12 protein-coding genes are annotated in these 17,324 nt (G+C 49.3%); 7 read left to right on the forward strand and 5 right to left on the reverse strand.

The features are described from left to right. Positions 1 to 57 precede the first annotated feature (57 nt). On the reverse strand, positions 58 to 3,777 hold the full coding sequence (gene metH / locus Q0499_RS19460) for a methionine synthase (RefSeq protein WP_299203151.1): 3,720 nt from the start codon (positions 3,775 to 3,777) through the stop codon (positions 58 to 60). A 483-nt stretch (positions 3,778 to 4,260) separates the two neighbouring features. Between metH and panD the strand changes: the two genes are divergently transcribed. From panD to Q0499_RS19485, 5 genes are all read left to right on the forward strand, one after another. Further along, positions 4,261 to 4,695, forward strand: a complete 435-nt coding sequence (panD, locus tag Q0499_RS19465) for an aspartate 1-decarboxylase (protein ID WP_299203153.1) — start codon at positions 4,261 to 4,263, stop codon at positions 4,693 to 4,695. Between the two features lie 334 nt (positions 4,696 to 5,029). Beyond that, positions 5,030 to 6,919, forward strand: coding sequence for a propionyl-CoA synthetase (locus tag Q0499_RS19470; RefSeq protein WP_299203155.1), 1,890 nt, complete (start codon positions 5,030 to 5,032; stop codon positions 6,917 to 6,919). 193 nt (positions 6,920 to 7,112) lie between these two features. Then, entirely contained in the window at positions 7,113 to 7,607 is a 495-nt protein-coding gene (locus tag Q0499_RS19475; RefSeq protein WP_299203157.1) for a hypothetical protein, read from the forward strand. A gap of 190 nt (positions 7,608 to 7,797) precedes the next feature. Continuing rightward, positions 7,798 to 8,508 carry a HupE/UreJ family protein gene (locus Q0499_RS19480; RefSeq protein WP_299203600.1) on the forward strand — a complete coding sequence of 237 codons (711 nt, stop codon included), beginning with the start codon at positions 7,798 to 7,800 and terminating at the stop codon, positions 8,506 to 8,508. Between the two features lie 10 nt (positions 8,509 to 8,518). Beyond that, positions 8,519 to 9,112 (forward strand): hypothetical protein, encoded by a 594-nt coding sequence (locus Q0499_RS19485; RefSeq protein WP_299203160.1) that lies wholly within the window; start codon positions 8,519 to 8,521, stop codon positions 9,110 to 9,112. 56 nt (positions 9,113 to 9,168) lie between these two features. On the opposite strand, the gene Q0499_RS19490 is transcribed toward Q0499_RS19485, so the two are convergent. Together Q0499_RS19490 and Q0499_RS19495 are read right to left on the reverse strand one after the other, a co-directional pair. After that, positions 9,169 to 10,011: an SDR family oxidoreductase gene (locus Q0499_RS19490; RefSeq protein ID WP_299203163.1), complete on the reverse strand. Its 843-nt coding sequence runs from the start codon at positions 10,009 to 10,011 to the stop codon at positions 9,169 to 9,171. A 46-nt stretch (positions 10,012 to 10,057) separates the two neighbouring features. Further along, the gene (locus Q0499_RS19495; protein WP_299203166.1) at positions 10,058 to 13,312 is read right to left on the reverse strand and encodes an EAL domain-containing protein; all 3,255 of its coding nucleotides are present in this window, start codon (positions 13,310 to 13,312) and stop codon (positions 10,058 to 10,060) included. A 452-nt stretch (positions 13,313 to 13,764) separates the two neighbouring features. Here Q0499_RS19495 and fahA point away from each other — a divergent pair, with 452 nt between their 5' ends. Beyond that, positions 13,765 to 15,075, forward strand: a complete 1,311-nt coding sequence (gene fahA, locus Q0499_RS19500) for a fumarylacetoacetase (RefSeq protein ID WP_299203169.1) — start codon at positions 13,765 to 13,767, stop codon at positions 15,073 to 15,075. Positions 15,076 to 15,130: 55 nt separating this feature from the next. Here the strand turns inward: fahA and Q0499_RS19505 are convergent, their stop codons facing one another. Continuing rightward, entirely contained in the window at positions 15,131 to 15,301 is a 171-nt protein-coding gene (locus Q0499_RS19505; RefSeq protein WP_299203171.1) for a hypothetical protein, read from the reverse strand. 43 nt (positions 15,302 to 15,344) lie between these two features. Beyond that, the gene (locus Q0499_RS19510) at positions 15,345 to 16,433 is read right to left on the reverse strand and encodes a site-2 protease family protein (protein ID WP_299203174.1); all 1,089 of its coding nucleotides are present in this window, start codon (positions 16,431 to 16,433) and stop codon (positions 15,345 to 15,347) included. A 95-nt stretch (positions 16,434 to 16,528) separates the two neighbouring features. On the opposite strand from Q0499_RS19510, the gene Q0499_RS19515 reads away from it, so the two are divergent. Further along, positions 16,529 to 17,218, forward strand: a complete 690-nt coding sequence (locus Q0499_RS19515; protein ID WP_363317841.1) for a glutathione S-transferase — start codon at positions 16,529 to 16,531, stop codon at positions 17,216 to 17,218. Positions 17,219 to 17,324 lie beyond the last annotated feature (106 nt).

The raw sequence follows: 17,324 nt of genomic DNA on the forward strand, positions 1-17,324 counted from the left end.
GCCGCAACAAAAAACCGCCCGGAGGCGGTTTCTGCATTGAGATTATCCTGCGTATGCTCAGGTATCTTCCGGTTCGTATCCCAGGTTGGGTGACAACCAGCGTTCCGCTTCGGTTTTCTCCATGCCGGTCCGTTTGGCATAGGATTCCAGTTGATCTTCACCGATCTTGGCGACACCGAAATACTGTGATTGCGGATGGCTGAAATACCAACCACTGACGGAGGATGTTGGCAGCATCGCGTAGCTGTCCGTCAGACTCATGCCGATGCGATTTTCGACATCCAGTAGCTTCCACAGCAGGCCTTTTTCGGTATGCTCAGGACAGGCCGGATAGCCAGGGGCAGGACGGATGCCCTGATACTTCTCTTTAATCAGCGCTTCGTTATCCAGCGTTTCATCGGCGGCGTAGCCCCAGAACTCCCGACGTGTCCGCGCGTGCATATACTCCGCAAGGGCCTCTGCAAGTCGGTCTGCCAGCGCTTTCACCATAATGCTGTGATAGTCATCATGATCGGCTTCATAGGCATCAATCATTACCTGATCACCGAAACCGGTGCTGACCGCAAAGGCACCAAAGTAATCGGCTTTGCCGCTCGCTTTAGGCGCGATAAAGTCGGTCAGACACATATTGGCCTTGCCATCGGTTTTCTCTATTTGCTGACGCAGATGATGCAGATTCATCAAGACCTCTGAGCGGCTGTCATCGGTATAGAGTTCGATATCGTCATCATTGATGCTGTTCGCAGGGAAGATACCGATAACCGCCCGGGCTTCCAGTTTCCGGTTATCAATGATGTCATCCAGCATCGCTTTCGCATCGTTAAACAGGCGGGTGGCCTCTTCACCGATAATCTCGTCGGTGAGAATGCGAGGATAGCGACCGGCCAGTTCCCATGAGTGGAAGAACGGTGTCCAGTCGATGTAATCACGCAACTCATTCAGATCGATATTCTCGAAGGTCTGAATACCCGGCTGTGTCGGTACCGGTGGGGTGTAGCTGTCCCAGTCGATCTTGAATTTGTTGGCCCGCGCCTGAATCAGCGAAACCCGGCGCGACTGACTCTGACGCTCAGCATAACGCTGACGTACCGCTTCATAGTCCTCCTGTATCTCTTTGACATAGGCGGGTTTTCGCTCTTTAGAGAGCAGGGTGCTGGCAACGTTTACCGCACGGGATGCGTTGGTAACATGTACCACCTGATCACGTTTATAAGCCTGATCAATCTTCACCGCCGTGTGTGCTTTAGAGGTGGTGGCACCACCGATCATCAGTGGGATGCTGAAGCCCTGACGCTCCATCTCTTTAGCGACATGCACCATCTCATCGAGGGACGGGGTAATCAGCCCGGAAAGACCGATAATATCGACATTCTCTTCACGGGCGGTACGCAGAATCTTCTCCGCCGACACCATGACACCCAGGTCGATGATCTCGTAGTTATTACACTGCAGCACCACGCCAACAATGTTCTTACCGATATCGTGAACATCGCCTTTGACAGTGGCCATCAGAATTTTGCCTGCGGTCTCGCTGGCGGCACCGGCTTTTTCCTCTTCGATGAACGGCATCAGATAGGCAACCGCTTTCTTCATCACCCGGGCGGATTTGACGACCTGAGGCAGGAACATCTTACCTGCACCAAACAGATCGCCGACCACGCCCATGCCATCCATCAGTGGACCTTCAATCACCTGAATCGGGCGGTCATACAGATGCCGACACTCTTCAACGTCTTCATCAATAAATTCAGCGATGCCTTTAACCAGCGAGTGTGACAGACGCTCCTGAACCGGGAGTGCACGCCACTCCAATACTTTCTCTTCAGTCTGGGAGCTACCATCGCCGCGGTATTTCTCGGCAATTTCCAGCAGTTTATCGGTGCCCTGGTCGTCGGTGTTAAGAATCACCGCTTCGACGGCAACCCGCAACTCTTCTGGCAGGTCATCGTAGATTGCCAGCTGACCGGCGTTGACGATGCCCATATCCATACCCTGCTGAATCGCATGGTAGAGGAACACACAGTGAATCGCTTCGCGCACCGGGTTATTACCGCGGAATGAGAAGGACACGTTGGATACACCGCCGGAGATCATCGCATAGGGCAGGTTTTTCTTAATCCAGCCGGTCGCGCGGATAAAGTCCAGCGCATAGTTGTTGTGCTCATCAATACCGGTGGCAACGGCAAAGATGTTCGGGTCAAAGATTATATCCTCTGGCGGGAAGCCTACCTTCTCGGTGAGCACCTTATAAGAGCGCTCACAGATACTGATCTTACGTTGCTCGGTGTCTGCCTGGCCATCTTCGTCAAACGCCATCACAACGACGGCAGCACCGTAACGACGCAGCAGATTAGCCTGATAGATAAACTTCTCTTCACCCTCTTTTAAGCTGATGGAGTTCACCACTCCTTTACCCTGAATACATTTCAGGCCCGCTTCAATCACCTCCCATTTGGAGGAGTCGATCATGATCGGCACCCGGGAGATATCCGGTTCAGAAGCGATCAGTGTGAGGAAACGGACCATCGCGGCTTCCGCATCCAGCATCCCCTCATCCATATTGATATCGATGATCTGCGCGCCGTTTTCAACCTGCTGACGGGCAACATCAAGCGCAGTTTCGTAATCACCCTCTTTGATCAGGCGTTTGAACATCGCCGAACCGGTGACGTTGGTTCGCTCACCGACGTTGACAAACAGGGTGTCTTTATTGATGTTCTGCGGTTCCAGGCCGGCTAAACGACACTCAATCGGAATCTCCGGAATCTGCCGGGGAGGGTATTCGTTGGCAGCATTACCCATGGCAGTCACGTGGGCTGGAGTCGTACCACAGCAGCCACCGATAATATTCAGAAAGCCCGCCTGAGACCATTCGCGGATCTCTGCTGCCATCTGCTCAGGCGTCTCATCATAGCCGCCGAAGGCATTGGGTAAGCCTGCATTAGGGTGAGCAGAAACAAAGGTGTTGGCGATGCGGGAAAGCTCTTCCACATACTGACGCAGTTCCTGTGGTCCCAGTGCGCAGTTCAGACCGATCGATAACGGCTTTATATGGCGTACCGAGTTCCAGAACGCTTCTGTGGTCTGGCCAGAAAGGGTACGGCCAGAGGCATCGGTAATGGTACCGGAGATCATAACAGGCAGGCTGATAGCGTGGTCTTCAAAATACTGATCAACTGCGAAGATAGCCGCTTTGGCGTTCAGTGTATCGAAGATGGTCTCAATCAGAATGATATCGGCGCCGCCTGTGATCAGTCCATCAACCGACTCAGTATAGGCTTCAACCAGTTGATCAAAGCTGACATTACGAAATCCGGGATCGTTAACATCCGGGGAGATTGAGCAGGTGCGGTTGGTTGGGCCAAGCACCCCGGCGACGTAACGTGGCTTATCCGGCGTTTCCGCGGTCACCTCATCGGCCACCTTACGGGCTAGCTGAGCCGCCACCAGGTTGATTTCATGGCTGATCGATTCCATCTCATAATCGGCCATGGCAATCTGGGTGGCGTTAAAGGTATTGGTTTCAATGATGTCGGCACCGGCATCAAGATAAGCGCGGTGGATCGTACTGATAACCTCTGGCTGAGTCAGCACCAGCAGGTCATTATTACCTTGCAGATCGACACTCCAGTTAGCAAACCGTTCACCGCGAAAATCAGCTTCCTTCAGTTTGCGATCCTGAATCATCGTGCCCATACCGCCATCGAGAACCAGTATACGCTCTGCCATTGCCTGTTTAAGCTGTTCGGTCTTATCTGTCTGAATAACTGCTACCACGGTGAAAACCTATTATAACCTGTTGTAAAGGCGGCTATTTTATAGGATTTATTCAGCTTTTGGGTGAGTTAGACTCATCTATGCATGAAAAACTTTGTGGTTGATAGGCAGTCCGAACATGCTAAACAGCCATATTGACGCAAAACTGACCGATCCTCGCTTATATTCTGCAAAAGTTATATTGATTAGATCTTAATTTTTTAAAATATACTGGTACAATTGCCGCTGCTTTAAAGGTAAGTGATATATTAACCTGGCGTCATGCGCTGCTTACCTTTGGTTTCAGGTCTGTTTAGTGATGCTGGAATAATCCGCAGCTAAGCCTGTGATGAGGCCGCTATCAATCGATGGTTAAAGCCAATGCTGAGGTCTGGTGTCGATAATATCTGCCAGCAGATAGATATCGGCAGGGATATGCTGAAACTGTTTTCAGCAGTATGAGAGTCCGGTTTTATCCGGCTAACTGAGACGTAGGTCATTTAAATGCTGCAAACATTCCTAAAAGCTAAATTGCATCGGGTTACGGTAACGCACGCAGAGCTTCATTATGAAGGCTCCTGTGCAATCGATGGTGTACTACTCGAACGCTCCGGAATTAAGGAGTATGAGCAGATACATATATACAACATCAATAATGGTGAGCGTTTCACTACTTATGCGATTCGGGGTGAAGATAACAGCGGCATCATCTCTGTTAATGGTGCGGCTGCTCACAAAGCCTCAAAGGGTGATCTGCTAATTATCTGTTCTTATGTACAACTTGATGAGCAGGAAACAGAAACATTTCAGCCAACCCTGTGTTATTTCGACAATGCAAAGAACGAAAATGATGCGCACCGGGTCAGTGATGCAGAGCTGCACCAGCGCAACATCATGACCGGCATTAAAAACAGTATTGCGGTGCAGGAAAACAACTGATATCTGCCGCTCTTAAGCTTTGCAAAAGCTGCTACCTGGCAGCTTTTTTTATGTCTGGAAGAAAATAGTGGATGATCAGAGGAAATCTTAGATTGTCGACAATTGATCTGAGTCATTATTTTATCACGCTATAAATGATCTAAAAACGCTATCAAAATAAGATTCTGTCTACATATCGTAGACAATTTAGCCTTTTGTAGTAGTTTATTTTTAAGGTATCTCGGTTAGAGTGTGTTTCATCAGGCTATACCTGCAGATAAAAATGATAGGCCTATAAAAGCAGGTGCTGCCGGTCTGAAACATATAATAACGGTTACAGCGAAGGGCCAGAGCTATGTCATATAAAGAAGAATACAGAAAATCAATCGAAACCCCTGAAGCGTTCTGGGCTGAGAAGGCTGAAGCGGTTAAGTGGTTTAAAAAGCCAGTGACTATTCTGAGTAAGGATGAAAATGGCATAGACCGCTGGTTTGCCGATGGTGAGATGAACACCGCTTATCTGGCACTGGACTATCATGTTGAGTCCGGGCGCGGCGATCAGGATGCGCTGATTTTTGATTCACCAGTCACTGACACTAAGCAGCGTTACACTTATTCAGAGCTGCGTGATGCAGTAGCAAAGTTCGCCGGCGTGCTGAAAGCTCAGGGTGTTGAGAAAGGTGACCGGGTTGTTATCTATATGCCGATGATTGCTGAAGCAGTTATCGCGATGCTGGGTGTTGCTCGTCTGGGTGCAATTCATTCCGTGGTGTTTGGTGGTTTTGCCCCCCACGAACTGGCAGTCCGTATTGATGATGCTGAACCTAAGGTGGTTGTTACCGCTTCCTGTGGTATTGAGATTGCAAAAGTTATCGAATACAAGCCACTGTTGGATGAGGCTATCCGCAAGTCAGCGCATCAGCCTGATAGCTGTATTGTTTTCCAGCGCCCACAGGTTACTGCTTCGATGATTGAAGGTCGGGATATTGACTGGGCAACAGCGGTTGCCACTGCTGAACCTGCCGACTGCACGCCGGTTAAAGCCACTGATCCTCTCTATATTCTCTACACTTCCGGTACCACCGGCAAACCAAAGGGTGTTGTGCGGGATAATGGCGGCCATGCGGTTGCCCTGAAGTACAGTATGAAAGCGATCTACAACATGGAACCTGGCGATGTATTCTGGGCGGCTTCCGATGTTGGCTGGGTTGTAGGGCACTCCTATATTGTTTATGGCCCACTGCTGGCTGGCTGCACTACCATTGTTTACGAAGGTAAGCCGATCAAGACTCCTGATGCTGGTGCATTCTGGCGTGTGTGTGCAGAGTATGGTGCTAAAGCACTGTTTGCTGCACCTACCGCCTTCCGTGCAATCAAGAAAGAAGATCCTGATTCTGAGCTGCTGAAACAGTATGATTTGAGCAAACTGCAGACAATCTTCATGGCCGGTGAGCGACTGGATCCACCGACCTATCACTGGACTAAAGAGACTCTGGGTAAGCCGGTTATCGATCACTGGTGGCAGACCGAAACCGGCTGGGCGATCTGCGGTAACCTCACCGGTGTTGAGATGCTTGAGCCTAAACCGGGTTCTTCAACCGTGCCTGTCAGTGGCTTTAATATTCATATTCTTGACCATGATGGTAACGAACTGCCTAACGGCGAGCAGGGCAATATCGCGCTTAAACTGCCGCTGCCACCCAGCTGTCTGCCAACCGTATGGGGTGACTTCGAGCGTTTCCGCACCGGCTACCTGAGTGAGTTCCCGGGATATTACTGCTCTGGTGATGGCGGCTATAAAGATGATGACGGTTATATTTTCATCATGGGGCGTACCGATGATGTTATCAACGTTGCCGGTCACCGTCTCTCTACCGGAGAGATGGAGGAGATCGTTGCCGATCACCCGGCAGTGGCTGAGTGCGCGGTAATTGGTATTAATGATCCGCTGAAAGGGCAGCAACCGATTGGTCTGGTGCTGCTTAAAAACGGTGTTGAGATTGATGATGCACAGATTGAAGCCGAACTGGTTGCGATGGTGCGTAAAGAGATTGGTGCGGTTGCCTGCTTCCGTCGTGCGATTGTGGTGCAGCGTCTGCCTAAAACCCGTTCGGGTAAGATCCTGCGTAAATTGCTGCGTCAGATCGCCGACGGTCAGGAATATACAGTACCCTCTACCATTGATGATCCGGCCTCACTGCCTGAGATTCAGGAGATCATGGGGCGTAATGGCCTGGTAAGCTGACCCTTACCGATTAAAGCGTTTTACTACCTTCAGGCAGCCATCGGGCTGCCTTTTTTATGTTGCTAGCGGATAGCGTGCCTTAAGTCCGTTAATCCGGTTAAGCTGCCAGCAAGCCTGACCATTTATACTAACCATATGCACTTTAAGGATCGCTCCAATAAACTGTTCGCTCTCTATCTGTATAAGGGTCTCTATGCTTCGCATCAATGCTTTACCACTGTTCGGATTACTCTTTTCTGTTATAGCGTCTGCCTCAACCCAGGTGAATGATTCAGCTATTTTTGATCAGAAAAACTTATATGGTCGCTGGAACTGTAAATATGCGATGGAAGATGCCAATACACGGATGAAAGTTGACTATGATATAAGCTATTTCGCAGATGGCAGAGCCAGTGGTTCCGGAACATTGTTACTCAGGATGCAAAATTTTCCTCAAATGGAGTATAGCCTTTCGAATCGTTCGACCTGGGTGGTTAAAGCGGGCTCGCTTATCTTATCGTCAGCAGAGTTTAAGCTGGTGAACAGAAGCCATCCGGAGTTGGATCAGATTCTTAATCTGGAGAGTTTATTTCCGCAGAATGTTCGTGAATCATCAACCATTCTTGAGTTAACTCAATCGACCCTTGTGGCACGATCTGACTCCTATGGTGGGGTCTATTCCTGCTCAAAGCGGGCACCGAAAATCTGATGCTATTGGTTCATAAGTAGTACAGATCTGTACTTTTAAGATGATAAAAAATAGCACCAAAGTTCTGCCGTAGTTCTTGAGTGTCAGTGATAAAGTGCTGTGACCTGGACGTTTCCGACAACTGTTGTTGAATGTTTGTGACGTTAGTACTGAGACATATCCTATGTATTTAAAATTATCGTCTTTGGGAATGACTCCTGGCTGTATAGGCTGGCGGGTTTTGACCTGTCGGGCTCTGATACTATTTTTGTCGGCCGGAATTGTGTCATCCAGCTTTGCTCATGGTGTTTCCGGCAGTGATGCGCTATTTATCCAGCAGACTAGTGGTATGCAGTTGTTTCCCTTTGCCTATCTGGGGGCGAAACATATGGTGACCGGATACGACCATTTGCTGTTTCTGACAGGTGTGATTTTCTTTCTCTACAGAATGAAAGAGGTTTACATCTATGTGACGTTGTTTGCCGTCAGCCATAGTGTCACGCTTTTATATGGTGTACTTAGCGAGGTGCAGGTTAATGCACATATCATCGACGCTATCATCGGCTTCTCTGTTGTCTATAAGGCGTTAGATAATCTAGGGGGCTTCCGTCGCTGGTTCGGGTTTCAACTTAACACCAAAGCAGCTGTAGTGGTTTTTGGTCTGTTTCATGGTTTCGGTCTTGCCACTAAACTTCAGGATTTTTCTTTACCGGCAGAGGGACTGGTAGCTAATATTTTAGCCTTCAACGCAGGTGTTGAACTGGGGCAGCTGGTGGCCCTGAGTGGCATACTTATTTTAATGAATATCTGGCGTAAAACGGATGCATTTCCCCGGCATGCATATTCTGCCAATGTTCTGTTGATGTCAGCAGGCTTTATTCTGATGGGTTATCAATTAACGGGCTTTTTGACACTTTCCTGAGGTATTCAATATGCGTGATATAGCTGACCTTAATCATGACCAGCTACCATCGGCAATGAGTTTAATTAAAGCCACTATGACGGCTATTGCCGGGGCCCTTGTACTGCTTGTTGTCATCATTTTGCCGGCTGAATATGGTCTTGATCCTACCGGTCTGGGTAAGCAGTTGGGTCTGACAATACTCAGTGTAGACCCTTCTGAGGTCGCTATTAACGCTCAATCTAAGACAATGGACACTCCGCTTAATGCTTATGTTCCACCGGTCTGGATAGGCAGTTCCCCATTTCGTTCCGATGAGGTCTCCATGACCTTAAAGCCAGGGAAGGGTGCAGAAATTAAAGCCAGAATGAAGTCTGGTGAAAATTTTGTATTCAACTGGAAGGCTCAGGGTGGTGATCTGTACTTCGATATGCACGGTGAGAAAATTGATGCGGGTGATGAATTTACCAGCTATTGGCTGGAACGAAGCAGGTCGAGTGCCAGTGGGTCCTTTGAGGCACCGTTTGATGGCACGCATGGCTGGTATTGGAAAAATAATGGCACTGAAATGGTCACGGTGTTTTTGGAAATAAGTGGCTTTTATGAAGCGCTCTTCAAGCCCTGAGTCAGCGCTTCACAACAGATAAGCTCTTTTCTGGTCTTATATTATTGCTTGAGGTTTTATTTGTTCTCTGAGGCTGAAGCCCGAAGCAGAATCCAGTCAAGCGCCCGGGTAGGCAGCACTCGTCGCAGAAAGCCAAACAGGTGGGTAGGGACTGTAACGTAGTAACGCGGCCTGGGCCGTTTACTCTCCAGCGCATGAATGACTTTTATCAGCACGGCTTGTGGTCCAAGTGTAAACATATCATCACCATCATCCGCTTTGCTCAACCGTTGCAGTACTTTCCGGTAAATATCACGAAAAGGGCTGGATTCAACATCGATATTGTCACGAAAGGCTATTAAGCAGTTATCTCTGAATTTACTTTTTACCGGGCCGGGTTCTATCAGCGATACATAGATACCGGTACCTGCCAGTTCCTGCCGCAGGGTATCGCTGTAACCTTCAAGGGCGAACTTACTGGTGTTGTAAGCGCCACGAAAGCGCATGGTAATCAACCCCAGAATAGAACTGTTCTGAATAATCCGGCCAAAGCCCTGGCGCCGCATTAGCGGCAGCACCCGACAGGTGAGCTCATGCCAGCCCAGCAGGTTAGTTTCCAGTTGTTGACGTAACAGGTCGCGACTGAGATCCTCTATTGCACCGGGCTGGCCATAGGCGCCGTTATTAAACAGTGCATACAGTTCGCCGCCGGTTTCTGCTTCAACCCAGTCCATAGCGTGTTGGATCGATTCAGAAGATTGCAGATCAAGCTGGACCGATTCCAGCCCCTGCTGCTTTAATCGTTCTACATCCTGCTGTTGTCGTGCAGTTGCAATGACTCTGTAGCCGCGCTGCTGCAGTCCGTTTGCTACATGATAGCCAATGCCGCTGGAGCAGCCGGTAATCAGTATTGTTTTCATCTGTTTCTCAAGTCTGTGCCGGTCTATACGATGGCTTAATGGTTGGCTAGATCTTATTCAGTAATGACAGAAACGCATGCTCAGGCACCCCTTTGCTGAACAGAAAGCCCTGCGCGTAAAAGCATTTTTCATCAATCAGGAACTGACGTTGTTCTTCTGTTTCCATGCCTTCAGCAATGACTTCAAGGCCTAGGCTGTCGGCCAGGGCGATAATGGCTCTGGAGATCGCCTGATCATTCATGTCACCGGGTATATCCCGAATAAAGGAGTGATCGATCTTTAGTCGGTCCAGCGGTAGTGTTTTAAGATAACTGAGAGAGGAGTAACCGGTTCCGAAATCATCAATGGCTAAGCGGATGCCCATCTCCCGAAGTTGCGTCAGCTCTTTACCGGCACGCTCTGGATTGTTCATGATCACCCCTTCGGTGATCTCAAGTTCAATCATTTCGCTACTGCATCGGTTTTGATCGAGTATTGCGGCAACCTCAGTCGCCAGCGAGTTAGAACCAAAATGGCGGGGGGATATATTGATTGAGATGCGCGGAACCTGGTATCCCTGCTGTTGCCATTCATGAATGTTGCGGCACACGGTATCGAGCACCCAGTGATCGATAATCTTAATCATGCCGGTTTTTTCAGCGACCGGAATAAACCGGGCAGGCTCGATGGTGCCCATTTGAGGGTCTTTCCAGCGAATCAGTGCTTCTGCACCGATAATGCTATTGTCTCTCAGGTCTATTTGCGGCTGATAATGTAGCACGAACTGTTCATGTTCAATGGCATTGCGCAGTGCACCGACCATCAGGATGCGTTCGAATGCCTGATCAGTCATCTCCTGAGTGTAAAACTCATAGCGATTTTTACCGGCGGCTTTAGCCCGGTACATCGCCGTATCGGCATTTCGGATGAGTGCTTCAGGCAGGTCGGCATCGTTTGGATAGAGGCTAATGCCGATACTCAGACTGATATGCAGTTGCTCATCGAGTTCAACCGGAAGGCGAAAGGCATCCAGCAGGTTTTGTGCAACCAGCGCAGCATCATTTGCATGTGCGAGATCTTCAATAATGATCGTGAATTCATCGCCGCCTAAACGTGAAATAGTATCGTTATCGCGAACATGGTTTTTAAGCCGTTCTGCGACTTTCTTAAGTAGCTGATCCCCCAGGTTGTGGCCAAAACTATCGTTGATCTCCTTAAACTCATCCAGATCAATAAATAAAAGGGCGACACCGGTGTTATTCCGTTTTGCATGCCGCAGCGCTTGTTCTAACCGGTCACCAAACAGCAGGCGGTTGGGCAGCTTTGTCAGCGGGTCATGATGTGCCAGGTAATCCAGACTTTTCTCTTTTTCCATCAGGGTCTGACGGGTTTTAATATGCTCGGTGATGTCACGGCTTGATTCTACCAGTCCGGTGACCTGACCATCGACGCCATAAAGAGGGCTGGCCATCAGCTCAAATGTCCGGGTTTCTCCACTCTTTATGGTGTGCTCATGTATCCGGGTAAATGGCTGTTTACTTGTCACGACATCTTTCAGCGGGCAGGCCTCGCAGGGGTTGTCGCTGTTATGGACCACTTTATAACAGGGTTTATCATGATGTTGCAGGCAGTTGAAATCATAATCGTTCGCCGCCCGATTTGACTTCATCACCTGGTAGTCGGTGCCAATCACCATCACCGGATCACCGATGCAATCGATTACCGCCTGTAAAAAGTCACTCTCCTCGCGAGCGTGTTGTTCCGCTTGTTTACGCTCAGTAATATCTCTGACGGTTGACAGTATGACCTGCTCACCGTTAATGGTTTGTAGTGCTGTACTTATCTCGACAGGAATTTTGCGACCGTCAGCGGTTGTATGAGTCGCTTCAAGTAGTGACCCTTTACTTCCTAACAGTGACAGACGTTGATGCCAGCTGTCGAGGTCATAAGACTGATCACTGATATCAGTAATTGACATCTGCAGAAGCTGTTCCCGGTCATAGCCGAGATAATCACAGCTAGCCTGGTTGATATCGAGTATCCGTGAGGTAGCGACATCAATGACAAACAATGCGTCGTTACTATGATCAATCAGCTGCCGGAACAGCCGCAGCTGTGAATCAATCTTATGTTTCTCTGTCAGGTTGGTGAGCAAACATTGTGTCTGAACGAAGTTGTGCGCTTCATCACGAACGATCTGTCCGTCGAGTCGAATATCAACCCGCTCTCCGGCCTTTGTCACTAGTTGATAAAGGATATTTTTAACATATCCATTGAGATGGAACGATGAGAAACAGTGCTCGAATTTTTCATCCTGACCTTCGGCCAGCAATCTCTTAAATGGGGTGCCTATAACTTCCCGGCTATCGTACCCCATTAACGCGCGCCAGCAGGCATTCACTTCGATGATATTGCCGGCAGCATCAAGTGACTGATAGGCCATCGGAGAGTTTTCAAAGAAAACCTGATAATGAGTTGCCTTACTACGAGTACTATTGAGCTGTTTATTCAGATTATCGATGGCATCCCGCATCATATGAATAAAGTGCGTTTGCAGCCGATCAATCAGATGCTGCCGTGTCAAAATTCCGATAACCTGTCCGCCATCATCGCATACCAGCAAGCGGCGAACATTCATGGTTTGCATAGTTTGCCGGGCTTCCAGAAGGGAAGTGCCAACACCAATCATTTGAACCGGGCTACTCATATAATCGCGCACCAGCGCGTTATTCAGATCGATCTGATCATCAAGCAGGCGGACAACATCCCGCTCGGTAAGAATGCCGTCAGCGTTGTGTCCATCTCCGACTACGACACTGCTGATCTTCTTTTCACTCATCATCGTGAAGGCATGGCGCAGTGTGCTGTCGGGTGTGACAAACAGAATAATCCGCTCCATCACCGCTTCCACATGCTTTATTTCGGCAAGGTATTCAAACCCCAGATGCTGAACAAAGTCGGTTTCAGTGGCGATCCCCCTGAGGCTGCCATCGCGGTTAATCACGACAATATGACGCAGACTTTCCTGTTGCATCTTTTCATACGCATGTTGGAAGTCGCAATCACCGTACATGGTTTTCACTGGTGATGTCATGATATCAGCGGCGGTCAGTCCACTGATATCACTATCAGCCGAGCTGACCAGGCGAAGTATATCTTTCTCGGTAATGATGCCCAGCGGTTCTTGCTGATCAATGATAACGATTGAGCTAACGTGGGATTTGCGCATGCGATGCAGAACGCTTAACGCAGCGTCAGTCGGATGGGCATGCAAAACATCCATGCTACATATGGTATTCAGAGTGACAACCGGTTCCGACATCTTTACTACGTCCTTAATTTAAAAATCTTTAGACTCAACGTTTGTGGTTGTTGCTATTCAGAGATTTATCTAAAAAAGACATATTAACAGGCATTTTTAATATGTCCCTCTCATCGTTATGTTTTCGTCTGAATTTAATAGATTCAACGTTAGCACAGGGGGTGGTTTCATATATTGATCAGGCTCTTAAGAATCATTAATTTATGGTTTTGAACGCTATTATTTACTCATTGGAATCAATCTATTTACTCCAGGAGCATTGAAGCCTGCCTGTCTTCTGGTAACGTACAATCGGACAATAACAAATAACATCAGATCTCAGCGAGGCAGGGCTTGTAGTACTGAGCTCTATACCACAAAGCTCAGTAATACAAAGCTTTGTGGTATAGAGCTTTGCGGTGAAAGCGATCCAGGGCTGAATGATGATGTGCGATAACGACAGAGAGTGAAATATGTTTGTGCTGAATGAAACCCATAATCCCGATTTACGCAGCTGGGTGAGCGCTGCAAACCTTCCTGATAGTGATTTTCCTATTCAGAACCTGCCGTTTGCTGTGTTTCGTCGTAAGGGGGCCGGTGAGTTATATCGTGGTGGGGTGGCTATTGGCGATCAGGTACTGGATCTGACTGCTGCCAGGGCTGCCTTCAGCGGAGATGCGGGCACCGGCGCACAGGCCTGTAGTCAGCCAACCCTAAATCATTTTATGTCACTGGGCGCACCGGTCTGGTCAGCGCTGCGGCTGGCGCTCTCCCGAGTGCTGCGAGAAGGCGCGCCAGAGCAAGGGTTTCTGGAAAGTTGTCTGATTTCTCAGAGTGATGTTGAGTACAGTCTGCCTTGTACTATTGGTGATTATACCGATTTCTATACCTCTGTTTTCCATGCCACCCGTGTTGGCAGCCTGTTTCGTCCGGATAACCCGTTACTACCGAACTATAAATGGGTGCCTATTGGTTACCATGGCCGCAGCTCATCCATCGATATCTCTGGTCAGACGTTCAAGCGACCACAAGGTCAAACTAAAGCGCCAGATGCGGATCAGCCAAGTGTTGGCCCCTGTAAGCGTCTTGATTATGAGTTGGAGGTCGGCATCTATATCGGTCAGGGCAATGCGCTGGGTGAGCCGATAATGCTGGATGACAGTGACCAGCATGTGTTCGGTTTCTGCCTGTTTAATGACTGGTCTGCTCGCGACATTCAGGCCTGGGAATATCAGCCTCTGGGGCCGTTCCTGGCGAAGAATTTTGCATCCACTGTGTCGCCCTGGATTATCGCTAATGAAGCTCTGCTGCCATACCGGGCAGCGTTTAAACGTGATGCAGAAGATCCTCAGCCGTTGCCTTACCTGTCATCAGTAAAGAACAGCCAAGAGGGCGCTCTGGATATCAAACTGGAGGTTCTGCTACAGACACAGACGATGCGCGATAAGGGTGAGCAGCCCGTTAAAGTCTCTGATTCAAATTTTGTCTACTCCTACTGGACGGTAGCCCAAATGGTGGCTCATCACACGGTGAATGGTTGCAACCTGCGCCCCGGCGATTTCTTTGGTTCAGGTACCCAGTCGGGCCCTGAACATGAACAGGGTGGTTCACTGCTGGAGCTAAGCAGAGGCGGTAAAGAATCGATTACCCTGCCGAATGGCGAGCAACGTACTTTTCTTGAGGATGGCGACACCGTGGTGATGCGCGGATTTTGTGAAAAACAGGGGGCTGCGCGTATCGGTTTTGGCGAAGTTGCCAGTACGGTTCTGCCAGCGAATAGCTGAGCACAGAGATCTGGCGATAAAAAAGGCAGCCGAGGCTGCCTTTCTGTTTTGATGATTACTTCTTCGGTTTCTTTTTGAACAGGCTCAGCAGTTTCTTTTTCGGATCATGTTCTTCAGTCGGTAGCGCTTTTTCAAACTTGCTTTTCAGGTCGTTCAGTTGTTTTTCTTTACGCTTATGACGAATATCGTCCCGTTTGCTGTTGATATCGACAACGTTATCGCTCATATCCGCTACTCTTATGCTCGCTGCTGGAGTTCTTGATGGCAGTTTAGCTCTGTAGCACCTTCAGCGGAAGCCCCAGCAGTGCATCGCCCATACCGTGGAAGTACCAGATAATAGCAATTAACCCGCCAATAGTGAGCAGGTACCAGAGCGCCGACATTATCTGGCCATATCGATCCAGTGGTAGTAGCAGACTGTGGTGCCGGCCTCGCCACTCGAAAAATACCTCAATACTGCCGATCAGTAGCAGAAAACCCAGCAGCGCCAGGCCGAAGGTGTAACTGAGCCAGATACCTGCTGCTGCCGCAGCGCCACACAGTAGTATCCCTGCCAGTGAGTTCATCGAAAAAGCGATACTTTTCAGAACATGGCCGCCATCGAGAGGCAGAATCGGCAGCAGATTGAACAGATTAAGGAGCGCGTTGAATGCACTGAGTCCCGCAAAGAACATCGAGCCAGTCACCCAGTAAGCGACCAGGCTGAGCAGCGATAACCCCAATCCAAAAAAAGGCCCCATCAGAGAGATAAAGACATCCTGCCAGCGGGTATTGATACGGGCATCGCTCAGGGCAAGACCACCAACAAACGGGATTAGATAGATCCCTTTGGTCTTCATTCCAAAGTGTTTCATCGCTCGGATATGGCCATACTCATGGATCACCAGGCAGAAAAGCAGCGCCAGTGCAAAGGGCAGGGAGAAAAACCAGGAGTAGGCTGCCAGGCTGGCTCCCGCCATGACCGCTTTAATCACTTTGGCGCTTTTCAGCAGTTTCAGGCCCAGAGCGCCGAGGCCGATAATGCTGAATGAACGTTTTTCCTGGCGTATCGGTGCTTGAGGCACCTGTCGCTCCATCTCTTCACGGCCATGTTCACCATCGCTAATCAGTTGCTCTCCCATAAAGAAGCGGTAGCTGACTTTAACCGGGTTCCACTGGACCTCCGTTTCCAGCCGGCAGAGAAGGGTTTCTCCCTGCGCGTTTTGTAACTCAAATCGGTGTTCGCTAATACCATCAAACTCGCCATCTGCATCGCGCCGGGAAACCGGGGTGTTATTCCAATACAGCAGTTGCCAGCCCGCCATCGAGCCTTCAAGACGCAGACTATGCCCCTGACAATCCAGATTAAGTAATTCCACTTCCATTTCCTGCAAAAAGATATCGGCGGGAATGGTTGCATAACTTGATGGCAGTTTAAAGTGACTTCTTCTGGCAAGCAGGTAGACTGCGGGGTTTGCAACCGACTATTCACTCTACTATGACGTCTACCCATCCTATTCTTTACTCTTTCCGCCGCTGCCCCTATGCGATGCGTGCCCGGCTGGCGATTGCTTCTAGCGGCATTTCTGTTGAGCTGCGCGAAGTGGCGTTGAAAGATAAGCCTGCCGAAATGTTGCAGGCTTCGCCAAAAGGGACTGTTCCGGTTTTAGTGTTGCCCGCTTCGTCTGAAAAAGAGGGGCAGGTGATTGATGAGAGCCGGGATATTATGCGCTGGGCGTTACGCTTGAATGATCCGGATAATTGGCTCTGCGCTGATGATCCTGATCGGCTATGGCAGGGCGAGGCATTGATTCAGGAGAACGACGCGGTCTTTAAACAGCACCTGGATCGCTATAAATACTTTGAACGTTACCCGGACCATCCGCAACACTATTACCGTGAGCAGTGTGAAGTGACTCTGGTTAAACTCGAACGCCTGCTTCAGCAACATGCTTATCTTACGGGAGAGCAGCGCCGCCTTGCAGATATCGCAATCTTCCCCTTTATTCGCCAGTTTGCCCATGTGGATCGGGAGTGGTTTTACAATGCGCCGTACCCGGCGTTGCAAAGCTGGCTGGATCAGCATCTGAATTCAGAACTGTTTATCAGGGTGATGCAGAAATCTTCGCCGTGGCAGAGCATATCCCAGCCTCAGGGTGATTAGCTTTAACGGGTTAAGCGTCTGAAAAGGTCTGAGCTGAGATAGAAAAGGCCCTGAAGAGTATTCAGGGCAAGATCTGAGGCATCAACAAAGATTCCTCCCGGAAAGG

The sequence above is a fragment of the uncultured Amphritea sp. genome (assembly GCF_937127095.1).
Taxonomy (GTDB): domain Bacteria; phylum Pseudomonadota; class Gammaproteobacteria; order Pseudomonadales; family Balneatricaceae; genus Amphritea.